Here is a 20455-nt window from a genome sequence, read left to right as displayed (position 1 = left end):
ACATAGGGGACATAGTGCTCGACGTCAACTTCTTCGACGAGCTGCGCATCGGTCTCGCCACCGCCGACGACATCCGTCAGTGGTCCCACGGCGAGGTCAAGAAGCCCGAGACCATCAACTACCGCACCCTGAAGCCGGAAAAGGACGGGCTCTTCTGCGAGAAGATCTTCGGTCCGCAGCGGGACTGGGAGTGCTACTGCGGTAAGTACAAGCGGGTCCGCTTCAAGGGCATCATCTGCGAGCGCTGCGGCGTCGAGGTGACCCGCTCCAAGGTTCGCCGGGAGCGGATGGGTCACATCGAGCTGGCCGCTCCGGTGACCCACATCTGGTACTTCAAGGGCGTGCCGAGCCGGCTGGGCTACCTGCTGGACCTCGCCCCCAAGGACCTCGAGAAGATCATCTACTTCGCCTCGTACGTCGTGACGAGCGTGGACGCCGAAGCGCGTCACCGTGACCTCTCGACCATCGAGAACGAGATCCTGGCCGAGAAGCGGCAGGCCGAGAACAGCCGCGACTCGGAGATCGAGAAGCGGGCCGCCAAGCTCGAGGCCGACCTGGCCGAGCTGGAGGCCGAGGGCGCGAAGGCGGACGTCCGGCGCAAGGTCAAGGAGGGCGGAGAGCGCGAGATGCGCCAGATCCGCGACCGGGCCCAGCGCGAGATCGACCGCCTCGACGAGGTCCTCGACACCTTCCGCAAGCTCGAGCCGAAGCAGCTGGTCACCGACGAGCTGCTCTACCGCGAGCTGCGCGACCGCTTCGGCGAGTACTTCACCGGCAGCATGGGCGCCGAGGCCATCAAGGCGCTGGTCCAGAACATGGACCTGGAGGCCGAGGCCGAGAGCCTGCGCGAGACCATCCGGTCCGGCAAGGGCCAGCGGAAGATCCGGGCGCTCAAGCGGCTCAAGGTCGTGGCGGCGTTCCAGAACACCCGCAACTCGCCGCTCGGCATGGTGCTGGACTGCGTCCCGGTCATCCCGCCGGACCTGCGTCCGATGGTGCAGCTGGACGGTGGCCGCTTCGCGACCTCCGACCTGAACGACCTGTACCGCCGCGTGATCAACCGGAACAACCGCCTCAAGCGGCTGATCGACCTCGGCGCGCCCGAGATCATCGTCAACAACGAGAAGCGGATGCTCCAGGAGGCCGTCGACGCGCTGTTCGACAACGGCCGTCGCGGCCGGCCGGTCACCGGTCCGGGTAACCGCCCGCTGAAGTCGCTCTCGGACATGCTCAAGGGCAAGCAGGGCCGGTTCCGCCAGAACCTGCTCGGCAAGCGCGTCGACTACTCCGGCCGTTCGGTCATCGTGGTCGGCCCGAAGCTCAAGCTGCACCAGTGCGGCCTGCCCAAGCAGATGGCGCTGGAGCTGTTCAAGCCGTTCGTGATGAAGCGGCTGGTGGACCTCAACCACGCGCAGAACATCAAGTCCGCCAAGCGGATGGTCGAGCGGCAGCGGCCGGTCGTGTGGGACGTGCTGGAAGAGGTCATCGGTGAGCACCCGGTCCTGCTGAACCGGGCGCCGACCCTGCACCGGCTGGGCATCCAGGCCTTCGAGCCGCAGCTGGTCGAGGGCAAGGCGATCCAGATCCACCCGCTGGTCTGCACCGCGTTCAACGCCGACTTCGACGGTGACCAGATGGCGGTCCACGTGCCGCTGTCCGCCGAGGCCCAGGCCGAGGCGCGGATCCTGATGCTGTCGTCGAACAACATCCTCAAGCCGGCCGACGGCAAGCCGGTCACCATGCCCACCCAGGACATGGTCATCGGCCTCTACCACCTCACCCACCTCACCCCGGGTGGGCAGGGCGAGGGCCGGGCGTTCAGCTCGGACGCCGAGGCGCGGATGGCGTTCGACAACCGTGAGCTGCACCTGCAGACTCCGGTCAAGATCCGCCTGCGAGGCATCGTCGGTGTCGACAACGGCGCCGGCGCGGAGCCGTGGGTCGCGCCCGAGGGCTGGGTCGAGGGCGAGCCGGTGACGGTGGAGACCACCCTGGGCCGGGTCCTGTTCAACGAGACCCTGCCGCAGGGCTACCGGTTCGTGAACTACGAGATCCGCAAGGGTCAGCTCTCCGCGATCGTCAACGACCTCGCCGAGCGCTTCCCGAAGGTGGCCCTGGCGGCCACCCTGGACGGGCTCAAGGAGGCCGGCTTCCACTGGGCCACCTGGTCCGGCGTCACCATCGGCATGGAGGACGTCATCGCTCCCCCGCGCAAGCGGGAGATCCTGGACCGGTACGAGAAGGAAGCCGACCGGATCGACAAGCAGTACCAGCGTGGTCTGATGACCGCCGAGGAGCGTCGCGGCGAGCTCATCGAGATCTGGACCAAGGCGACCAACGAGGTCGCCAAGGAGATGGACACCGCGCTGCCGCAGGAGAACCCGCTGTGGAAGATGATCAACTCGGGTGCCCGCGGTAACCTGCTCCAGCTCCGGCAGATCGCGGCGATCCGTGGTCTGGTGGCCAACCCGAAGGGCGAGATCATCCCGCGGCCGATCAAGGCCTCGTACCGGGAGGGTCTGTCCGTGCTGGAGTACTTCATCTCCACGCACGGTGCCCGGAAGGGTCTCGCGGACACCGCCCTGCGTACCGCCGACTCGGGTTACCTGACCCGGCGTCTGGTGGACGTCTCGCAGGACGTCATCATCCGCGAGGAGGACTGCGGCACCGACCGCGCCATCCCGATGCAGATCGGCGAGCGGCTCGACGGCAAGCTGGTCGTGCACGAGCACGCCGAGACCAGCGTGCACGCCCGGACCCTGGCCGACGACATCAAGGGGCCGGACGGCACCGTGGTGGCCCAGCGGGGTCAGGACCTCAACTCGATCCTGGTCGACGCGATCGTCGCGGCCGGGGTGGAGACGGTGCGGGTGCGCAGCGTGCTCACCTGCGAGTCGAAGCTGGGCGTCTGCGGTGCGTGCTACGGCCGCTCGCTGCCGACCGGCAAGACCGTGGACGTCGGCGAGGCGGTCGGCATCATCGCCGCCCAGTCGATCGGTGAGCCGGGTACGCAGCTGACGATGCGTACCTTCCACACCGGTGGTGTCGCGGGTGAGGACATCACCCAGGGTCTGCCCCGTGTCCAGGAGATCTTCGAGGCCCGGGTCCCGAAGGGTAAGGCGCCCATCGCCGACACCCCGGGTCGGATCCGGATCGAGGACGGCGAGCGGTCCCGCAAGATCGTCGTCATCCCGGACGACGGCAGCGACGAGATCGTCTACGACAAGATCTCGAAGCGGGTCCGGCTCCGGGCGCACGACGGCGACCACGTCGAGGTCGGCGAGAAGCTCACCGAGGGCACCATCGACCCGCACGAGCTGCTGCGCATCCTCGGCCCGCGCGCGGTCCAGGTCCACCTGACCCAGGAGGTCCAGGAGGTCTACCGCTCGCAGGGTGTGCTCATCCACGACAAGCACATCGAGATCATCATCCGCCAGATGCTCAAGCGGGTGACGGTCATCGACTCCGGCTCGACCGAGTTCCTGCCGGGCGTGCTGGTCGACCGGGCGCTGTTCGAGTCGGAGAACCGCCGGCTCGTCGGCGAGGGTGGCGAGCCCGCCGCCGGTCGCCCGGTGCTGATGGGTATCACCAAGGCCTCGCTGGCCACGGACTCCTGGCTGTCGGCGGCCTCCTTCCAGGAGACCACCCGGGTGCTGACGGACGCGGCGATCCACGCCCGCAGCGACTCGCTGATCGGTCTCAAGGAGAACGTGATCATCGGTAAGCTCATCCCGGCCGGTACGGGCATCAGCAAGTACCGCAACGTCCGGGTCGAGCCGACCGAGGAGGCGAAGGCCAAGGTCTACTCGATGACCGGCTACCCGGAGACCGACTACGGCTTCGGGCCGGCCAGCGGCCAGGCGGTGCCGCTGGACGACTTCGACTTCGGGTCGTACCGCTAAGCAGTAGGAAACGACGAGGCCCCCGGCACGCGCCGGGGGCCTCGTCGCGTCCGTGGCGCGGTCCGGGGCGGTCCGCCGGGGCATGATGGTGGGCATGACGACCGTGCCCGTCGCCCAGCAGGGGCACCGCCACCCGCTCGATCCCGAGCCGGTCCGCTCCACCAAGGCCCGCGCGGTGTTCGCCCTCGGGCTGATCGGGGCGCTCACCGGCTTCTTCGTCGGTGGGGTGGTGCCCGCGACCATCGCGCTCACCCTCGCCCGGCAGGCCCGCCGGGAGGCGTACGTCTCGGGCGGCTTCCTCACCGGCGCCGGCTGGGTGCGCCGGGGCGAGCAGCTGGCCTGGACGGGGCTGCTGCTCGCGGCCGTCGCGATCGTGGCGGCCGTGGTGATCGGCGTGGTCCGGCTGGCGGGCGCCCCGTTCGGGCACGACTTCGCCCCGAACATCGACTGACCCGCCGGGGGAGCGCCCCGCGCCCGACCCCGCGGGCGGGACCCGCGACGGTAGCCTGGCCGGTGTCCGCCGCGCGGCGGGCGCGCCGCGTCGACAGGAGGACCCCGTGACGGAACCGGCCCCGCCGGGAGGCGAGCCGACCCGCCCCGGCACCGGGCCGGACGCCGGCGGGCCGTCGCCGGCCAGCCCCTGGGCCGGACCGGACGCCACCGGGCCGCGGCCCGGCGCGTCGACGGATGCCACCCCCTCGGGGTACGCCCCGCCGCCCGGCTCGCCACAGTCCGCGCCGCCCGGATCCTGGCCGCCCGCCGGGCCGTATCCGCCCGCGCCGCCGCACCACGGGAGCTACGCCGCCCCGCCCCCCGGTGGACCCTCGAATCCGCCCGGTTCCCCGCTGCACCAGGCGGGCTACTCCGCCCCGACCGCACCCGGACCGTCGGTGGCGGCGGGGGGCTGGCCGGCGTCCGTGGCGTACCCGGGGAACCAGCCGGGGTCCGGCGGTGGGTGGGCGGCGCCCGGGAGCCCGCCGGCCGGCGGTGGCTGGGGCCGGCCGCACGTGTCGGTGCCGCCGCCTCCGCGCGAGGCGCCGCGCCCGCCGAAGCGTGTCGACGCCGTTCCGGGCACCCCGTTCGGGGTGGTCCACCTGGACGTGCCGCCGGTGACCTCGGGGCTCGCCATCGGGTCGCTGGTGACCGGGATCGCCTCGATCCTGGTCTCGCTGCTGGTGCTCTGCTTCGGCGTCGCCGGGCCGAACTACGGGGGTGCCTGGGCCGCCGGTGCCTTCACGGTGCTCGGGGTGATCGCCGGCACCGCGGCCGTGGTCGCAGGGCTGCTGGCCCGGCGGCAGATCCGCCGGCCGGCGCCGCCGCCGGCGGTCCGCTTCACCGGTCGCGGCCTGGCCGTCGCCGGGCTCAGCTGCGGGGGAGTGGGGCTGCTCGTCAGCGTGGCCGGGCTCGCGCTGGCCCTGGTGGTGCAGATCACGTGATCGCGCCGCCCCGGCCGGGCGGCGCGTTGACCAGGAACGACCGGTATGCCGGGATGGCCGGTGCGCGGGCGGTACCGGGGCCGCCGGGCCGAGTGCCGCGGAAGCCGGTACACTTGTTCCCGTAGGTACCCATGACGGGCGTGCGGGCAGGATGCGATCGGCCGGCGGACCGCTAGGCGGTTCTCCCGGACCGCTCCGTTTTGACCTGCGCGGCTGTGGTAGGTACTCTTTCCCCTTGTGCCCGGGCCAGCCCGGGCAATGCGTGCGTGCGCTGGAGCCGGTGAACCGGTGATCGCGCCGCCGCACGACAGAGCCTCAAGACCTGGCGTCGGGAGTTTCCTGCGCCGGTGACAGAAACCCGGTGGGACGCGCGAGTGGCCGCGCCGGGACCGTGACTCGGGCGACACGCCCGACCGCGGGTGCTGGGACCCCGTCAGGTGGCCCTGGTTGGAATGTAGGAGAGCCGTCCATCAGGCCGGCTAGAGCAGACGGCGCGGTCGCCTCGCAGCGGCCGAAGGGAGCGGAGAAACCCGGTGCCCACCATTCAGCAGCTGGTCCGAAAGGGCCGTCAGGCCAAGACGACCAAGACCAAGACCCCGGCGCTCAAGGGGTCTCCCCAGCGGCGCGGCGTGTGCACCCGCGTGTACACCACCACCCCGAAGAAGCCGAACTCGGCGCTGCGCAAGGTCGCTCGTGTCAAGCTCAGCAGCCAGATCGAGGTGACCGCCTACATCCCGGGCGTCGGCCACAACCTGCAGGAGCACTCGATCGTGCTCGTGCGTGGCGGCCGTGTGAAGGACCTCCCCGGCGTGCGGTACAAGATCGTTCGCGGCTCGCTGGACACCCAGGGTGTCCGCAACCGCAAGCAGGCTCGCAGCCGCTACGGCGCGAAGAAGGAGAAGAGCTGACATGCCGCGTAAGGGACCCGCTCCGCGGAAGCCGCTGGTCGCTGACCCGGTGTACAACTCGCCGCTGGTCACCCAGCTGGTGAACAAGATCCTGCTGCGCGGCAAGCGCCAGCTCGCCGAGCGCATCGTCTACGCCGCCCTCGAGGGCTGCCGCGAGAAGTCCGGCACCGACCCCGTCGTCACGCTGAAGCGGGCGATGGACAACGTGAAGCCGACCCTCGAGGTCCGCAGCCGTCGCGTCGGTGGCGCCACCTACCAGGTTCCGGTCGAGGTGCGGCCGGCCCGCGCGACCACTCTCGGCCTGCGCTGGCTGGTCACCTACTCCCGCGCCCGGCGCGAGAAGACCATGGTCGAGCGGCTGATGAACGAGCTGCTGGACGCGAGCAACGGCCTCGGTGCCGCCGTCAAGCGGCGCGAGGACACGCACAAGATGGCCGAGTCCAACAAGGCCTTCGCGCACTACCGCTGGTAACACCCTGGTTCCGGCGCCCACGAGGCGCCGGAACCGCCACCAGTTGTGTCTAGACGACGATAAGTAGGGATTGAAGTGGCCGCCGCAGACGCGCTCGCCAACGTACGCAACATCGGCATCATGGCGCACATCGATGCCGGTAAGACCACTACCACCGAGCGAATCCTGTTCTACACCGGTATCACGTACAAGATCGGTGAGGTCCACGAGGGCGCTGCCGTCATGGACTGGATGGAGCAGGAGCAGGAGCGCGGTATCACCATCACTTCCGCCGCCACCAAGTGCGAGTGGAAGGGCCACACGATCCAGATCATCGACACGCCCGGCCACGTCGACTTCACGGTCGAGGTGGAGCGGTCGCTGCGTGTCCTGGACGGTGCGGTCGCGGTCTACGACGGCGTCGCCGGCGTCGAGCCGCAGACGGAGAACGTCTGGCGGCAGGCCGACAAGTACAACGTCCCGCGCATGTGCTTCGTCAACAAGCTCGACCGGACCGGTGCCGACTTCTTCCGCTGCGTGCAGATGATGATCGACCGGCTCAACGCCACCCCGCTGGTGCTCCAGATCCCGATCGGGCTCGAGGGCGACCACATCGGTGTCGTCGACCTGATCGGCATGCGCGCCCTCACCTGGCGCGGGGAGACCCAGAAGGGTGAGGACTACGCGATCGAGGAGATCCCGGCCGACCTGGCCGACTCCGCGGCCGAGTGGCGCGAGAAGCTCATGGAGACCCTGGCCGACGTCGACGACTCGGTGATGGAGAAGTACCTGGAGGGCGAGGACATCTCCGTCGAGGAGATCAAGGCCGCCATCCGTCGGGCCACCATCGCCGGCAAGGCCAACCCGGTTCTCTGCGGCTCCGCGTTCAAGAACAAGGGCGTCCAGCCGATGCTCGACGCCGTGGTCGACTTCCTGCCGTCGCCGCTGGACATCCCGGCGATCGAGGGCACCGCGACCGACGGCGAGACCCCGCTGCAGCGGAAGCCGTCCACCTCGGAGCCGTTCTCCGGCCTGGCCTTCAAGATCCAGACCGACAAGCACCTCGGCAAGCTCACCTACGTCCGGGTCTACTCCGGCGTGGTCGAGTCCGGGTCCCAGGTGGTCAACTCCACCAAGGACCGCAAGGAGCGGATCGGCAAGATCTACCAGATGCACGCCAACAAGCGGGAGGAGCGCAGCTCCGCCAAGGCCGGCGACATCATCGCGGTCCAGGGTCTGAAGCAGACCACCACCGGTGACACCCTGTGCGACCCGGCGAACCCGGTCATCCTCGAGTCGATGACCTTCCCGGAGCCGGTCATCGAGGTGGCCATCGAGCCGAAGACCAAGGCTGACCAGGAGAAGCTCAGCACCGCCATCCAGCGGCTGGCCGAGGAGGACCCGACCTTCCGCGTCAAGCTGGACGAGGAGACCGGCCAGACGGTCATCTCCGGCATGGGGGAGCTCCACCTGGACATCCTGGTGGACCGGATGCGCCGCGAGTTCAACGTCGAGGCGAACATCGGTAAGCCGCAGGTGGCGTACCGCGAGACCATCCGCCGCGCGGTGGACAAGGTCGAGTACACCCACAAGAAGCAGACCGGTGGTTCCGGCCAGTACGCCCGGGTGATCATCGCCCTGGAGCCGCTGCCGCTGGACAACGACTCGCCGACCTACGAGTTCGCGAACGCCGTCACCGGTGGCCGCATCCCCCGGGAGTTCATCCCGTCGGTGGACGCGGGCGCCCAGGACGCCATGCAGTACGGCATCCTCGCCGGCTTCCCGCTGGTGGGTGTCAAGCTGACGCTGGTGGACGGTCAGTACCACGAGGTCGACTCGTCCGAGATGGCGTTCAAGATCGCCGGTTCGATGGCGCTGAAGGAGGCGGCCCGCAAGGCCGACCCGGCGCTGCTCGAGCCGATGATGGCCGTTGAGGTCACCACTCCTGAGGAGAACATGGGTGACGTCATCGGCGACCTCAACTCCCGCCGCGGCATCATCCAGGCGATGGAGGAGCGCGGCGGTGCCCGCGTCGTCCGCGCCCTGGTGCCGTTGTCGGAGATGTTCGGCTACGTCGGCGACCTGCGGTCGAAGACCCAGGGCCGGGCTAGCTACAGCATGCAGTTCGACTCCTACGCGGAGGTTCCGCAGAGCGTCGCGAAGGAGATCATCGCCAAGGCGACGGGTGAGTGACGCTCACCTGAGCTGATCCGTTGATCCGGGGCTGGTCGCGGGAGGGTTCTCCCGCCCGCGGCCACCTCGGTCGGATTGTGTGAATCCGGGCCTGTAGGCTTCATCGCCGCAGAACCCACAAAGGCTCTCCGGCCGTCAGGCCGGAAAGGCTGTCGACAGAGTCCTAAGCGCCGACCGGCGCGCCGGGGCGAACGAACCAAGAAAGTCCACAGGAGGACACCAGTGGCGAAGGCGAAGTTCGAGCGGACTAAGCCGCACGTCAACATCGGCACCATTGGTCACATCGACCACGGTAAGACGACGCTGACGGCGGCCATCACCAAGGTCCTGCACGACCAGTTCCCGGACCTCAACCCGTACACGCCGTTCGACGAGATCGACAAGGCGCCGGAGGAGAAGGCCCGCGGCATCACGATCTCCATCGCGCACGTCGAGTACCAGACCGAGGCGCGTCACTACGCGCACGTCGACTGCCCCGGTCACGCCGACTACATCAAGAACATGATCACCGGTGCCGCCCAGATGGACGGCGCGATCCTGGTGGTGGCGGCGACCGACGGCCCGATGCCGCAGACCCGCGAGCACGTGCTGCTGGCCCGTCAGGTCGGCGTGCCGTACATCGTCGTGGCGCTCAACAAGAGCGACATGGTCGACGACGAGGAGCTCCTGGAGCTCGTCGAGCTCGAGGTCCGCGAGCTGCTCTCGTCGCAGGAGTACCCGGGTGACGACCTGCCGGTCGTGCGGGTCTCGGCGCTGAAGGCCCTCGAGGGTGACCCCGAGTGGACCGGCAAGCTCATGGACCTCATGAACGCTGTCGACACCGCGATCCCGCAGCCGGAGCGCGAGACCGAGAAGCCGTTCCTGATGCCGATCGAGGACGTGTTCACGATCACCGGTCGTGGCACCGTCGTCACCGGTCGCGCCGAGCGTGGCATCCTCAAGCCGAACGAGGAGGTGGAGATCGTCGGCATCCGCGAGAAGTCGATGAAGACCACCTGCACCGGCATCGAGATGTTCCGCAAGCTGCTCGACGAGGCCCGGGCCGGCGAGAACGTCGGTCTGCTCCTCCGCGGCATCAAGCGCGAGGACGTCGAGCGCGGCATGGTCGTCATCAAGCCGGGCACCACGACCCCGCACACGGAGTTCGAGGCGACGGTCTACATCCTCTCCAAGGAGGAGGGCGGCCGGCACACCCCGTTCTTCCAGAACTACCGTCCGCAGTTCTACTTCCGGACCACGGACGTTACCGGCGTCGTCACGCTGCCCGAGGGCACCGAGATGGTCATGCCGGGCGACAACACCACGATGTCCGTGAAGCTGATCCAGCCCATCGCGATGGAGGAGAACCTCAAGTTCGCGATCCGGGAGGGTGGCCGCACGGTCGGCGCTGGTCGCGTCACCAAGATCGTCAAGTGAGCTGGGTAACCCCGATTAGCGTCGCCGCCGGTCGTGCGGCATACTAGTCAGGTTGCGTAACGACGGTCAGTCGCCTGCGTCCGGTTAACGCTGGACCTCCGGGCGTCGGACAGTCTCGCGTAGGGGTGGTTGATCGCCCATGGCGGTCAACCACCCTCGCGCGGCGTCCAGGTCGCGGTCACCGCGATCGGCGCCATGACCCACCGCGTGGTCGGAAATCGCTCCGGAGTCCCGGGGCGGAGCCTGGCCCACGGGCGCGACACGCCCGACCGCGGGGGTCGGCGAAGTGGGCCTGTACCAGCCGGTACAGGCGCCCGCAACACAGCGGCATCGAGAGAAGGAACAGAAGCCACCATGGCGGGACAGAAGATCCGCATCCGGCTCAAGGCCTATGACCACGAGGTCGTCGACTCCTCGGCTCGGAAGATCGTCGAGACGGTGACGCGTACCGGGGCGCAGGTCGCTGGCCCGGTGCCGCTGCCCACGGAGATCAACCGTTTCTGCGTTATCCGCTCGCCGCACAAGTACAAGGACTCGCGCGAGCACTTCGAGATGCGCACGCACAAGCGTCTGATCGACATCATCGACCCGACCCCGAAGACGGTCGACTCGCTCATGCGCCTCGACCTGCCGGCTGGCGTCGACATCGAGATCAAGCTGTAGGGACCGGACAAATGGACAGGCAAGTCAAGGGGATCCTGGGCGCAAAGCTCGGCATGACCCAGGTCTGGGACAACAACCGCGTTGTTCCCGTGACCGTGGTTCAGGCCGGCCCGTGCGTCGTGAGCCAGGTTCGTAGCGCCGACAAGGACGGTTACTCCGCGGTCCAGCTGGCGTACGGGGCCATCGACCCGCGCAAGGTCAAGAAGCCGATCGCCGGGCACTACGCCAAGGCGGACGTCGCGCCGCGCCGGCACATCGTCGAGCTGCGCACCACGGACGCCGGCGACTACTCGCCGGGCCAGGAGGTCACGGTCGAGGAGTTCCCGGCCGGCGTGACCATCGACGTCACCGGCAAGACCAAGGGCAAGGGCTACGCCGGCCCGATGAAGCGACACGGCTTCCACGGTCTGCGCGCCAGCCACGGTGTCGAGCGCAAGCACCGCTCGCCGGGCTCGATCGGCGCCTGCGCGACCCCGGGTCGCGTCTTCAAGGGCACCCGGATGGCGGGTCGGATGGGTGGCGTGCGCTACACCGTCCAGAACCTCACCGTCCAGGCGGTGGACACCGAGAACAACCTCCTGCTCGTCCGCGGCGCCATTCCCGGCCCCAAGGGCGCGCTGGTCCTGGTCCGTACCGCGGCCAAGACCAAGGTGAAGAAGGGCGGTGCGGCCAAGTGACCACCGTTGACGTCCTCAACGTCGAAGGCAACAAGGCCGGCTCCGTCGAGCTGCCCGCCGACATCTTCGACGCCCAGGCCAACATCCCGCTGATGCACCAGGTCGTGGTGGCTCAGCTGGCGGCGGCCCGGCAGGGCACGCACAAGACCAAGACCCGCGGCGAGGTCTCCGGTGGAGGCAAGAAGCCGTACAAGCAGAAGGGCACCGGTCGTGCCCGCCAGGGCTCGACCCGCGCGCCGCAGTTCGCCGGCGGTGGCGTGGTCCACGGCCCGGTGCCGCGCGACTACAGCCAGCGCACCCCGAAGAAGATGAAGGCCGCCGCCCTGCGTGGCGCCCTCTCCGACCGGGCCCGCGCCGGCCAGGTGCACGTCGTCGAGGCGTTCGTCTCGGGCGAGAAGCCGTCGACCAAGGCCGCGCTGGCCACGCTGGCGAAGCTGACCGAGGCCCGTCGGGTCCTGGTCGTGCTGAGCAGCACCGACGAGCTGAACTGGGTGTCGCTGCGCAACGAGCCGCGGGTGCACCTGATCGAGGCCGGCCAGCTCAACACGTACGACGTGCTGGTGGCCGACGACGTGGTCTTCACGAAGGAGGCCCTGGACGAGTTCCTGGGCGTTCCCGCCGAGACCACCGAGGAGGGTGGCAAGTGAGCACGATCGCCGATCCGCGCGACATCATCGTCGCCCCGGTCGTCTCGGAGAAGAGCTACAGCGAGCTGAACCGGAACTGGTACACCTTCCTGGTGCACCCGGACGCCAACAAGACCGAGATCAAGATCGCTATCCAGCAGATCTTCAACGTCCGCGTCCTGACGGTCAACACGCTCAACCGCGAGGGCAAGCGCAAGCGCACCAAGACCGGCTTCGGTCAGCGCAAGGCCACCAAGCGGGCGATCGTGAAGCTGGCTGACGGTGACCGTATCGAGGCCTTCGGCGGCCCGGTCAGCTGAGGGGTGTAGACAATGGCTATCCGTAAGTACAAGCCGACGACGCCGGGCCGGCGTGGCTCGAGCGTCGCCGACTTCGCCGAGATCACCCGGTCGACGCCCGAGAAGTCGCTGCTGGCTCCGCTGCCGAAGAAGGGCGGACGCAACGCCCACGGCCGGATCACCACGCGGCACCACGGTGGCGGCCACAAGCGGCAGTACCGTCTGATCGACTTCAAGCGGGTCGACAAGGACGGCGTGCCGGCGAAGGTCGCGCACATCGAGTACGACCCGAACCGCACCGCGCGCATCGCGCTGCTGCACTACGCCGACGGCGAGAAGCGCTACATCATCGCGCCGAAGGACCTGAAGCAGGGCGACCGGGTGGAGTCGGGGCCGAGCGCCGACATCAAGCCGGGCAACAACCTGCCGCTGCGCAACATCCCGGTCGGTACCACCATCCACAACGTGGAGCTGCGTCCGGGCGGTGGCGCCAAGCTGGCCCGCTCGGCCGGCGTCGGCATCCAGCTGCTCGGCCGTGAGGGCGCGTACGCGACCCTCCGCATGCCGTCCGGCGAGATCCGGCGGGTCGACGTGCGCTGCCGCGCCAGCGTCGGCGAGATCGGCAACGCCGACCAGTCGAACATCAACTGGGGTAAGGCCGGCCGCATGCGGTGGAAGGGCAAGCGCCCGACCGTCCGTGGTGTCGCCATGAACCCGGTGGACCACCCGCACGGTGGTGGTGAGGGTAAGACCTCCGGTGGTCGCCACCCGGTCAACCCGCAGGGTAAGCCCGAGGGCCGCACCCGTCGTAAGGGCCAGCCGAGCGACCGGCTGATCGTCCGCCGCCGCTACGCCACGCGTAAGCGCGGCTGAGGGAGATAAGACATGCCTCGCAGCCTGAAGAAGGGCCCGTTCGTCGACGACCACCTGCTCAAGAAGGTGGAGACGCAGAACGACAAGGGCTCGAAGAACGTCATCAAGACCTGGTCGCGGCGCTCGACGATCATCCCGGAGATGCTGGGCCACACGATCGCCGTGCACGACGGACGCAAGCACGTCCCGGTCTTCGTGACCGAGGCCATGGTCGGGCACAAGCTCGGCGAGTTCGCGCTGACCCGCACGTTCAAGGGTCACGAGAAGGACGACCGGAAGAGCCGCCGGCGCTGACGCCGCGGGCATACGGATAGAGGAACAAGGGGTTACAGCGATGCCAGGAAAGGGCGACGCTCCGGTGCTTCCGGGCGCGCGGGCGGTTGCGCGGCACGTGCGCATCTCGCCGATGAAGGCGCGCCGGGTGGTCAACCTCGTCCGCGGCCTGCCCGCGAAGGAGGCGCTCACGGTGCTGCAGTTCGCGCCGCAGGCTGCGAGCGAGCAGGTGTACAAGGTGCTCGCGAGCGCGATCGCCAACGCGGAGAACAACGAGCGGCTGGACCCCGACGCGCTGCTCGTCAGCGAGGCGTTCGTCGACGAGGGCCCGACGATGAAGCGGTTCCGGCCGCGGGCGCAGGGCCGGGCGTACCGGATCCGCAAGCGCACCTGCCACATCACCGTGGCGGTCGAGGCGGTGGCGCCGGCCGCGCCGAAGAAGTCGGCGAAGAAGGCCGCCCCGGCCAAGCAGGCCGAGGCGGCTGAGGGGCAGAGCACGACGGAGGGTGCCGAGTAATGGGTCAGAAGGTTCACCCCACTGGGTTCCGGCTCGGCATCTCGACCGACTGGAAGTCCCGCTGGTTCGCGGACAAGCTCTACAAGGACTACATCGGCGAGGACGTCAAGATCCGCCGCATGATGTCCAAGGGCCTCGAGCGCGCCGGCATCTCCAAGGTCGACATCGAGCGCACCCGGGACCGGGTCCGCGTCGACATCCACACCGCCCGGCCGGGCATCGTCATCGGCCGTAAGGGTGCGGAGGCCGACCGGATCCGCGGCGAGCTGGAGAAGCTCACCGGCAAGCAGGTTCAGCTGAACATCATCGAGGTGAAGAGCCCCGAGTCGGACGCGCAGCTGGTCGCCCAGGGCGTCGCCGAGCAGCTGTCCAGCCGGGTCAGCTTCCGTCGGGCCATGCGCAAGGCGATGCAGTCCGCGATGAAGAACCCGGTCTGCAAGGGCATCCGGGTGCAGGTCTCGGGCCGTCTCGGCGGCGCCGAGATGAGCCGGACCGAGTTCTACCGCGAGGGCCGGGTCCCGCTCCACACCCTGCGGGCCAACATCGAGTACGGCTTCTTCGAGGCCCGTACCACCTTCGGCCGGATCGGTGTGAAGGTCTGGATCTACAAGGGCGACGCCGTCCCGGGCCGTGAGGCCCCGGCCGAGGCCGCCCCGTCGCGCGGCCCGCGCCGCGACCGTGGCGACCGGCCGGAGCGGCCGCGCCGTGGCCGGTCGGGTTCGTCGGGTACGACCGCCGGTGGCACCGAGGCCGGCCGGGCTGCCGCGACCACCATCGCGCAGCAGGCGGAGACGCCGGCCGGTGAGCCGGTCGACGCCGGAGCCGTGGCCGCGGCCGCGACCCAGCCGGCAGAAACGCAGCAGGAGGGCTGACAGATGCTGATGCCGCGCAAGCCCCCGAAGGGCTTCCGCAAGCCGCACCACCCGGACCGCCACGGCGCGTCCAAGGGCGGTAACCGGGTGGTGTTCGGCGAGTTCGGGATCCAGGCTCTCGAGCCGGCGTACGTGACCAACCGCCAGATCGAGTCGGCGCGTATCGCGATGACCCGTCACATCAAGCGTGGCGGCAAGGTCTGGATCACGATCTTCCCGGACCAGGCCCTCACCAAGAAGCCGGCGGAAACCCGCATGGGTTCCGGTAAGGGTTCGCCCGAGTGGTGGGTCGCCAACGTCAAGCCGGGGCGGGTTCTCTTCGAGATGTCCTTCCCCAACGAGCAGATCGCGCGAGAGGCGATGCGTCGCGCGATCCACAAGCTCCCGATGAAGTGCCGCATTGTTACGCGCGAAGTGGGTGAATCCTGATGGCAGCGGGCGTCAAGGCCTCCGAGCTGCGTGAGCTCTCCGAGGAGGAGCTGGTCACGAAGCTGCGCGAGGCGAAGGCGGAGCTGTTCAACCTCCGCGTGCAGGCCGCAACCGGGCAGCTGGACAACAACCGGCGGCTGCAGGTCATCCGTCGGGAGATCGCCCGGATCTACACGATCATGCGTGAGCGTGAGCTGGGTCTCTCGGCCGCGCCGACTGAGGTGACTGCATCATGAGTGAGAACACCACCGCCGCCGCGCGGGCCCGTCGCAAGGTGCGTGAGGGTCTCGTGGTCAGCGACAAGATGGAAAAGACCGTCGTGGTCGAGGTCGAGGACCGGGTCAAGCACGCGCTGTACGGCAAGATCATGCGCCGCACCAGCAAGCTGAAGGTCCACGACGAGCAGAACTCGGCCGGCATCGGCGACCGGGTCCTGATCATGGAGACCCGGCCGCTGTCCGCCACCAAGCGGTGGCGGCTCGTGGAGATCCTCGAGAAGGCCAAGTAGCGAAGGCTCGAGCTCGGCCGGGTTCGGTCGGGCGCAGGTTCCGCCAGGCTCCGGCCGCCCCCGGCGGCCGGAGAACCGGCAGACATAGGAGATAGACGTGATTCAGCAGGAGTCGCGACTGCGCGTCGCCGACAACACGGGTGCCCGGGAGATCCTGTGCATCCGGGTTCTCGGTGGCTCCGGTCGGCGCTACGCGAGCATCGGCGACGTCATCGTGGCCACGGTCAAGGACGCGATCCCCGGTGCCGGTGTGAAGAAGGGCGACGTCGTCAAGGCCGTCGTCGTTCGCACCGCCAAGGAGAAGCGGCGGCCGGACGGCTCGTACATCCGCTTCGACGAGAACGCCGCCGTCATCATCAAGGACGGTGGGGACCCGCGCGGCACCCGCATCTTCGGCCCGGTGGGCCGCGAGCTGCGGGACAAGCGGTTCATGAAGATCATTTCTCTCGCGCCGGAGGTGTTGTGACCGTGAAGGTCAAGAAGGGCGACACGGTCGTCGTCATCGCCGGCAAGGACAAGGGTGCCAAGGGCAAGGTCATCGCGGCCTACCCGCGGCAGGACAAGGTCCTGGTCGAGGGCGTGAACCGGGTCAAGAAGCACACCCGCATCAGCACCACCCAGCGTGGCGCCAAGACCGGTGGCATCGTCACCCAGGAGGCCCCGATCCACGTCTCGAACGTGCAGGTCTTGGACTCCGACGGCAAGCCGACCCGCGTCGGTTACCGGATCGACGACAACGGCCAGAAGGTCCGCATCGCGCGTAGCACCGGTAAGGACCTCTGATGACCACGGCTACCGAAACCAAGACCCTGCCGCGCCTCAAGGAGCGGTACCGCAACGAGGTCGTGGCGAAGCTGCAGGAGCAGTACAACTACGGCAACCCCATGCAGGTGCCCGGGCTGGTCAAGATCGTCGTCAACATGGGCGTCGGCGAGGCCGCTCGCGACGCCAAGCTGATCGACGGCGCCGTCCGCGACCTGGCCACCATCACCGGCCAGAAGCCGCTGGTGCGGCGGGCGACCAAGTCCATCGCGCAGTTCAAGCTGCGCGAGGGCATGCCGATCGGCGCCAAGGTCACCCTGCGGGGCGACCGGATGTGGGAGTTCCTGGACCGGCTGCTCTCGATCGCGCTGCCGCGTATCCGCGACTTCCGCGGCCTGGACGGGCGCAAGCTCGACGGCCACGGCAACTACACGTTCGGTCTGACCGAGCAGTCGGTGTTCCACGAGATCGACCAGGACAAGATCGATCGCCAGCGGGGCATGGACATCACGGTGGTCACGACCGCCACGACCGACGACGAGGGCCGGGCGCTGCTCAAGCTCCTGGGCTTCCCGTTCAAGGAGAACTGAGATGGCCAAGAAGGCGCTGATCCTCAAGGCGGCCGCGAAGCCGAAGTTCTCGGTTCGCGCGTACACCCGCTGCCAGCGGTGCGGGCGTCCGAAGGCGGTCTACCGCAAGTTCGGTCTCTGCCGGGTGTGCATCCGGGAGATGGCCCACCGCGGTGAGCTGCCCGGCGTGTCCAAGGCTTCCTGGTAATAGCCCGGCGCGCTCAGCGCGTCAGCTGAACTGTCTCTTCGCCGTAGGCCCCGGGCCTGGCCCGGGGAACCCCGGCGAGAAAGGTTGACGAATTTCATGACGATGACCGACCCGATCGCAGACATGCTCACGCGTCTGCGTAACGCCAACCAGGCGTACCACGACCGGGTGACGATGCCCTACTCGAAGATCAAGGCGAACATCGCCGAGGTCCTCAAGGCCGAGGGTTACATCGCCACCTGGTCGGTCGAGGAGCCCGAGGAGGGCGCCGTCGGCAAGCGACTGGTCGTCGAGCTGAAGTACGGCCAGAACCGGGAGCGGAGCCTGGCCGGCATCAAGCGCGTGTCCAAGCCCGGTCTCCGGGTGTACGCCAAGTCGGACGGGCTCCCGCGGGTGCTCGGCGGGCTGGGCGTGGCGATCATTTCGACGTCCCAGGGGCTGCTCACCGACCGGCAGGCCCGCAAGCGGAGCGTTGGCGGGGAAGTCCTCGCCTTCGTCTGGTAACGGGAGACAGGTAGAAATGTCGCGTATTGGACGTAAGTCGATCCCGGTGCCAGCCGGCGTCGACATCACCATCGACGGCCAGACCGTCAAGGTCAAGGGCCCCAAGGGCGAGCTGAGCCACGTACTGGCCGAGCCGATCACGGCGGAGCGGGGCGAGGACGGCGCGCTGCACGTCAACCGGCCCAACGACGAGCGCAAGGCCAAGGAGCTGCACGGCCTGAGCCGTACGCTGGTGGCCAACATGATCGTCGGCGTGACCGAGGGCTACCGCAAGAGCCTCGAGATCGCCGGCACCGGTTACCGCGTGACCGCCAAGGGCAAGGACCTCGAGTTCGCGCTCGGGTTCTCGCACCCGGTGCTGGTTCCGGCCCCGGAGGGCATCACCTTCACGGTGGAGCGGCCGACGCTGTTCCACGTGGCCGGCATCGACAAGCAGCAGGTCGGCGAGGTCGCCGCCAACATCCGGAAGATCCGCCCGCCGGAGCCCTACAAGGGCAAGGGCGTGAAGTACCAGGGCGAGGTCATCCGCCGCAAGGCTGGAAAGGCAGGTAAGAAGTGAGCGCCACGCTGCTCAAGCGCCGCCGCGGCGTCGCCGCCAAGCGGGCCGTCGGGCGTGCGCGCCGGCACTTCCGGGTCCGCAAGAACGTCAGCGGCACCACCGAGCGTCCCCGCCTGGTCGTCACCCGCTCCCTGCGGCACATGGTCGCCCAGATCGTGGACGACACCAAGGGTCACACCCTGGCGTCGGCCTCGACCATGGACGCCTCGCTGCGCGGCGTCGAGGGCGACAAGAGCGCCCTGGCCGGCAAGGTCGGCGCCCTGCTCGCCGAGCGGGCCAAGGCCGCCGGCGTCTCGAAGGTCGTCTTCGACCGCGGTGGCAACCGGTACGCGGGGCGGGTCGCCGCGCTTGCCGACGCCGCCCGCGAAGCCGGGCTCGAGTTCTAGAAACCCCGTCACGAGAGAGAAGGAAGGCTGCTGATGCCAGGTCAACAGCGCCGTGGCGGCGGGTCCGGTGGCAACGAGGGTGGTCGCCGCGACAACCGCCGTGAGGGCGGCCGCGGAAACGCGCCCGTCGAGAAGACCCCGCACCTCGAGCGGGTCGTCGCGATCAACCGCGTCGCCAAGGTCGTGAAGGGTGGTCGTCGCTTCAGCTTCACCGCCCTGGTGATCGTGGGCGACGGCGACGGCACCGTCGGCGTGGGCTACGGAAAGGCCAAGGAGGTGCCCGCGGCGATCGCCAAGGGTGTCGAGGAGGCCAAGAAGCACTTCTTCAAGGTGCCGCGGATCGGCCAGTCGATCCCGCACCCGGTGCAGGGCGAGGACGCGGCCGGTGTGGTGCTGCTCAAGCCGGCCTCGGCCGGTACGGGTGTCATCGCCGGCGGTCCGGTGCGTGCCGTGCTGGAGTGCGCGGGCATCCACGACGTGCTCTCCAAGAGCCTCGGCTCGTCCAACCCGATCAACATCGTGCACGCCACGGTGGCGGCCCTGAAGGCGCTCGAGTCGCCGGAGCAGGTCGCGGCCCGTCGTGGTCTGCCGGTCGAGGACGTCGCGCCGGCCGCCATGCTGGCGTCGCGGGCGGGGGTGGCGTCCTGATGGCACGCCTGAAGGTCACCCAGGTCCGGTCCGAGATCGGGACCAAGAAGAACCAGCGTGACTCGCTGCGTTCGCTCGGTCTCAAGCGGATCAACGACGTGGTGGTCAAGGAGGACCGGCCGGAGATCCGGGGCATGATCTTCACGGTCAACCACCTCGTGAAGGTCGAGGAGGTCGAGTAATGACGATCAAGGTGCACCACCTGCGCCCGGCGCCCGGAGCCAAGACCGACAAGACCCGCGTGGGTCGCGGTGAGGGCTCGAAGGGCAAGACCGCCGGTCGCGGTACCAAGGGTTCCAAGGCCCGGAAGAACATCTCGGCGGCGTTCGAGGGTGGGCAGATGCCCATCCACATGCGCCTGCCGAAGCTGAAGGGCTTCAAGAACAAGTTCAAGGTCGTGTTCCAGGTGGTCAACCTGGACCGGCTCGCCGAGCTCTTCCCGAACGGCGGCCAGGTCGGCCCCGTCGAGCTGGCCGAGGCCGGCGCGGTCCGCAAGGGCCAGCCGGTCAAGGTGCTCGGCACCGGCGACCTCGGCGGTGTGGCGCTCCAGGTGTCGGCGCACGCGTTCAGCGCGTCGGCCAAGGAGAAGATCACCGCGGCCGGCGGCTCGGTCACCGAGCTGTAAGGCACGTCATGGCGCCCGCTCAGTTGTCCGCAACTGGGCGGGCGCCGTGCTCTACCCGGCTCATGTGCGCCGGGTAACATCGGATTCGTTTTATGTAGCCGGGCACATCTGCCCGGACCGGGATCGGGCTGTTAGAGTCCCTTCCCAGCTA

At 68.9% G+C, this 20455-nt stretch carries 28 protein-coding genes; all 28 read left to right on the top strand.

What is annotated here, in order from left to right; genetic code table 11:
* The first annotated feature begins 14 nt into the window (after positions 1 to 14).
* The 28 genes from GA0070214_RS13960 (at position 15) to rplO (ending at position 20304) form a co-directional block, all read left to right on the top strand.
* Positions 15 to 3902, top strand: a complete 3888-nt coding sequence (locus GA0070214_RS13960; RefSeq protein ID WP_091262811.1) for a DNA-directed RNA polymerase subunit beta' — start codon at positions 15 to 17, stop codon at positions 3900 to 3902.
* A 94-nt stretch (positions 3903 to 3996) separates the two neighbouring features.
* The gene (locus GA0070214_RS13955; protein WP_091263125.1) at positions 3997 to 4353 is read left to right on the top strand and encodes a hypothetical protein; all 357 of its coding nucleotides are present in this window, start codon (positions 3997 to 3999) and stop codon (positions 4351 to 4353) included.
* Between the two features lie 556 nt (positions 4354 to 4909).
* The gene (locus tag GA0070214_RS13950; RefSeq protein WP_091263124.1) at positions 4910 to 5338 is read left to right on the top strand and encodes a hypothetical protein; all 429 of its coding nucleotides are present in this window, start codon (positions 4910 to 4912) and stop codon (positions 5336 to 5338) included.
* 533 nt (positions 5339 to 5871) lie between these two features.
* Positions 5872 to 6246: a 30S ribosomal protein S12 gene (gene rpsL, locus GA0070214_RS13945; protein WP_007465318.1), complete on the top strand. Its 375-nt coding sequence runs from the start codon at positions 5872 to 5874 to the stop codon at positions 6244 to 6246.
* Position 6247: 1 nt separating this feature from the next.
* On the top strand, positions 6248 to 6718 hold the full coding sequence (rpsG, locus tag GA0070214_RS13940; protein ID WP_013735957.1) for a 30S ribosomal protein S7: 471 nt from the start codon (positions 6248 to 6250) through the stop codon (positions 6716 to 6718).
* A 75-nt stretch (positions 6719 to 6793) separates the two neighbouring features.
* Positions 6794 to 8890 (top strand): elongation factor G, encoded by a 2097-nt coding sequence (gene fusA, locus GA0070214_RS13935; protein ID WP_091262809.1) that lies wholly within the window; start codon positions 6794 to 6796, stop codon positions 8888 to 8890.
* Positions 8891 to 9112: 222 nt separating this feature from the next.
* Positions 9113 to 10306, top strand: coding sequence for an elongation factor Tu (gene tuf / locus GA0070214_RS13930; protein WP_091262807.1), 1194 nt, complete (start codon positions 9113 to 9115; stop codon positions 10304 to 10306).
* Between the two features lie 354 nt (positions 10307 to 10660).
* A complete protein-coding gene (gene rpsJ / locus GA0070214_RS13925) occupies positions 10661 to 10969 on the top strand; it encodes a 30S ribosomal protein S10 (RefSeq protein ID WP_007073037.1) in 309 nt (102 codons plus the stop codon).
* A gap of 11 nt (positions 10970 to 10980) precedes the next feature.
* Positions 10981 to 11646, top strand: coding sequence for a 50S ribosomal protein L3 (gene rplC / locus GA0070214_RS13920; protein WP_091262806.1), 666 nt, complete (start codon positions 10981 to 10983; stop codon positions 11644 to 11646).
* Positions 11643 to 12293: a 50S ribosomal protein L4 gene (rplD, locus tag GA0070214_RS13915; RefSeq protein WP_091262804.1), complete on the top strand. Its 651-nt coding sequence runs from the start codon at positions 11643 to 11645 to the stop codon at positions 12291 to 12293. The genes rplC and rplD overlap by 4 nt, the downstream gene beginning before the upstream one ends.
* Positions 12290 to 12592: a 50S ribosomal protein L23 gene (gene rplW, locus GA0070214_RS13910; protein WP_073834931.1), complete on the top strand. Its 303-nt coding sequence runs from the start codon at positions 12290 to 12292 to the stop codon at positions 12590 to 12592. Before rplD ends, rplW begins: the two co-directional genes overlap by 4 nt.
* A 12-nt stretch (positions 12593 to 12604) precedes the next feature.
* The gene (rplB, locus tag GA0070214_RS13905; protein ID WP_091262802.1) at positions 12605 to 13444 is read left to right on the top strand and encodes a 50S ribosomal protein L2; all 840 of its coding nucleotides are present in this window, start codon (positions 12605 to 12607) and stop codon (positions 13442 to 13444) included.
* Positions 13445 to 13456: 12 nt separating this feature from the next.
* The gene (rpsS, locus tag GA0070214_RS13900; protein WP_007073032.1) at positions 13457 to 13738 is read left to right on the top strand and encodes a 30S ribosomal protein S19; all 282 of its coding nucleotides are present in this window, start codon (positions 13457 to 13459) and stop codon (positions 13736 to 13738) included.
* A gap of 40 nt (positions 13739 to 13778) precedes the next feature.
* Positions 13779 to 14234: a 50S ribosomal protein L22 gene (rplV, locus tag GA0070214_RS13895; RefSeq protein ID WP_073834929.1), complete on the top strand. Its 456-nt coding sequence runs from the start codon at positions 13779 to 13781 to the stop codon at positions 14232 to 14234.
* On the top strand, positions 14234 to 15106 hold the full coding sequence (rpsC, locus tag GA0070214_RS13890) for a 30S ribosomal protein S3 (RefSeq protein WP_091262800.1): 873 nt from the start codon (positions 14234 to 14236) through the stop codon (positions 15104 to 15106). The genes rplV and rpsC overlap by 1 nt, the downstream gene beginning before the upstream one ends.
* A 3-nt stretch (positions 15107 to 15109) precedes the next feature.
* Positions 15110 to 15535, top strand: a complete 426-nt coding sequence (gene rplP / locus GA0070214_RS13885; protein WP_073834927.1) for a 50S ribosomal protein L16 — start codon at positions 15110 to 15112, stop codon at positions 15533 to 15535.
* Positions 15535 to 15771, top strand: a complete 237-nt coding sequence (gene rpmC / locus GA0070214_RS13880) for a 50S ribosomal protein L29 (RefSeq protein ID WP_007073028.1) — start codon at positions 15535 to 15537, stop codon at positions 15769 to 15771. Before rplP ends, rpmC begins: the two co-directional genes overlap by 1 nt.
* Complete coding sequence (rpsQ, locus tag GA0070214_RS13875; protein ID WP_091262798.1) at positions 15768 to 16043, top strand: 30S ribosomal protein S17; 276 nt, start codon at positions 15768 to 15770, stop codon at positions 16041 to 16043. Before rpmC ends, rpsQ begins: the two co-directional genes overlap by 4 nt.
* Positions 16044 to 16140: 97 nt before the next feature.
* Positions 16141 to 16509 carry a 50S ribosomal protein L14 gene (gene rplN, locus GA0070214_RS13870; RefSeq protein WP_007073026.1) on the top strand — a complete coding sequence of 123 codons (369 nt, stop codon included), beginning with the start codon at positions 16141 to 16143 and terminating at the stop codon, positions 16507 to 16509.
* Positions 16506 to 16826, top strand: coding sequence for a 50S ribosomal protein L24 (gene rplX / locus GA0070214_RS13865; protein ID WP_007465276.1), 321 nt, complete (start codon positions 16506 to 16508; stop codon positions 16824 to 16826). The genes rplN and rplX overlap by 4 nt, the downstream gene beginning before the upstream one ends.
* Entirely contained in the window at positions 16826 to 17395 is a 570-nt protein-coding gene (gene rplE, locus GA0070214_RS13860; RefSeq protein ID WP_091262796.1) for a 50S ribosomal protein L5, read from the top strand. The genes rplX and rplE overlap by 1 nt, the downstream gene beginning before the upstream one ends.
* Before the next feature lies 1 nt (position 17396).
* Complete coding sequence (locus GA0070214_RS13855; RefSeq protein WP_007073023.1) at positions 17397 to 17582, top strand: type Z 30S ribosomal protein S14; 186 nt, start codon at positions 17397 to 17399, stop codon at positions 17580 to 17582.
* A gap of 96 nt (positions 17583 to 17678) precedes the next feature.
* Entirely contained in the window at positions 17679 to 18086 is a 408-nt protein-coding gene (gene rpsH, locus GA0070214_RS13850) for a 30S ribosomal protein S8 (RefSeq protein ID WP_013288624.1), read from the top strand.
* A 16-nt stretch (positions 18087 to 18102) separates the two neighbouring features.
* On the top strand, positions 18103 to 18645 hold the full coding sequence (gene rplF / locus GA0070214_RS13845) for a 50S ribosomal protein L6 (RefSeq protein WP_091262793.1): 543 nt from the start codon (positions 18103 to 18105) through the stop codon (positions 18643 to 18645).
* Positions 18642 to 19031, top strand: coding sequence for a 50S ribosomal protein L18 (gene rplR / locus GA0070214_RS13840; protein WP_091262791.1), 390 nt, complete (start codon positions 18642 to 18644; stop codon positions 19029 to 19031). The genes rplF and rplR overlap by 4 nt, the downstream gene beginning before the upstream one ends.
* Positions 19032 to 19064: 33 nt before the next feature.
* Positions 19065 to 19679, top strand: a complete 615-nt coding sequence (rpsE, locus tag GA0070214_RS13835) for a 30S ribosomal protein S5 (RefSeq protein ID WP_091262790.1) — start codon at positions 19065 to 19067, stop codon at positions 19677 to 19679.
* The gene (gene rpmD / locus GA0070214_RS13830) at positions 19679 to 19861 is read left to right on the top strand and encodes a 50S ribosomal protein L30 (protein ID WP_013473693.1); all 183 of its coding nucleotides are present in this window, start codon (positions 19679 to 19681) and stop codon (positions 19859 to 19861) included. Before rpsE ends, rpmD begins: the two co-directional genes overlap by 1 nt.
* Complete coding sequence (gene rplO / locus GA0070214_RS13825) at positions 19861 to 20304, top strand: 50S ribosomal protein L15 (RefSeq protein ID WP_091262788.1); 444 nt, start codon at positions 19861 to 19863, stop codon at positions 20302 to 20304. The genes rpmD and rplO overlap by 1 nt, the downstream gene beginning before the upstream one ends.
* Positions 20305 to 20455 lie beyond the last annotated feature (151 nt).

The sequence above is a fragment of the Micromonospora chaiyaphumensis genome (assembly GCF_900091435.1).
Classification (GTDB): Bacteria; Actinomycetota; Actinomycetes; order Mycobacteriales; family Micromonosporaceae; genus Micromonospora; species Micromonospora chaiyaphumensis.
The sequence above is the reverse complement of the archived record's forward strand: the minus strand, read 5'-3'. Positions and strand labels throughout refer to the sequence as shown.

Coding starts and splice junctions, on each gene's coding strand:
- rplE (WP_091262796.1), top strand. CDS start 16,826: ATGACCACGGCTACCGAAACCAAGACCCTGCCGCGCCTCAAGGAGCGG.
- rpsG (WP_013735957.1), top strand. CDS start 6,248: ATGCCGCGTAAGGGACCCGCTCCGCGGAAGCCGCTGGTCGCTGACCCG.
- rpsE (WP_091262790.1), top strand. CDS start 19,065: ATGCCAGGTCAACAGCGCCGTGGCGGCGGGTCCGGTGGCAACGAGGGT.
- rpsQ (WP_091262798.1), top strand. CDS start 15,768: ATGAGTGAGAACACCACCGCCGCCGCGCGGGCCCGTCGCAAGGTGCGT.
- rpsH (WP_013288624.1), top strand. CDS start 17,679: ATGACGATGACCGACCCGATCGCAGACATGCTCACGCGTCTGCGTAAC.
- rpsC (WP_091262800.1), top strand. CDS start 14,234: ATGGGTCAGAAGGTTCACCCCACTGGGTTCCGGCTCGGCATCTCGACC.
- GA0070214_RS13855 (WP_007073023.1), top strand. CDS start 17,397: ATGGCCAAGAAGGCGCTGATCCTCAAGGCGGCCGCGAAGCCGAAGTTC.
- rpsJ (WP_007073037.1), top strand. CDS start 10,661: ATGGCGGGACAGAAGATCCGCATCCGGCTCAAGGCCTATGACCACGAG.
- GA0070214_RS13955 (WP_091263125.1), top strand. CDS start 3,997: ATGACGACCGTGCCCGTCGCCCAGCAGGGGCACCGCCACCCGCTCGAT.
- rplO (WP_091262788.1), top strand. CDS start 19,861: ATGACGATCAAGGTGCACCACCTGCGCCCGGCGCCCGGAGCCAAGACC.
- rpmD (WP_013473693.1), top strand. CDS start 19,679: ATGGCACGCCTGAAGGTCACCCAGGTCCGGTCCGAGATCGGGACCAAG.
- rplF (WP_091262793.1), top strand. CDS start 18,103: ATGTCGCGTATTGGACGTAAGTCGATCCCGGTGCCAGCCGGCGTCGAC.
- rplC (WP_091262806.1), top strand. CDS start 10,981: ATGGACAGGCAAGTCAAGGGGATCCTGGGCGCAAAGCTCGGCATGACC.
- rpmC (WP_007073028.1), top strand. CDS start 15,535: ATGGCAGCGGGCGTCAAGGCCTCCGAGCTGCGTGAGCTCTCCGAGGAG.
- rplP (WP_073834927.1), top strand. CDS start 15,110: ATGCTGATGCCGCGCAAGCCCCCGAAGGGCTTCCGCAAGCCGCACCAC.
- rplB (WP_091262802.1), top strand. CDS start 12,605: ATGGCTATCCGTAAGTACAAGCCGACGACGCCGGGCCGGCGTGGCTCG.
- rplV (WP_073834929.1), top strand. CDS start 13,779: ATGCCAGGAAAGGGCGACGCTCCGGTGCTTCCGGGCGCGCGGGCGGTT.
- rpsS (WP_007073032.1), top strand. CDS start 13,457: ATGCCTCGCAGCCTGAAGAAGGGCCCGTTCGTCGACGACCACCTGCTC.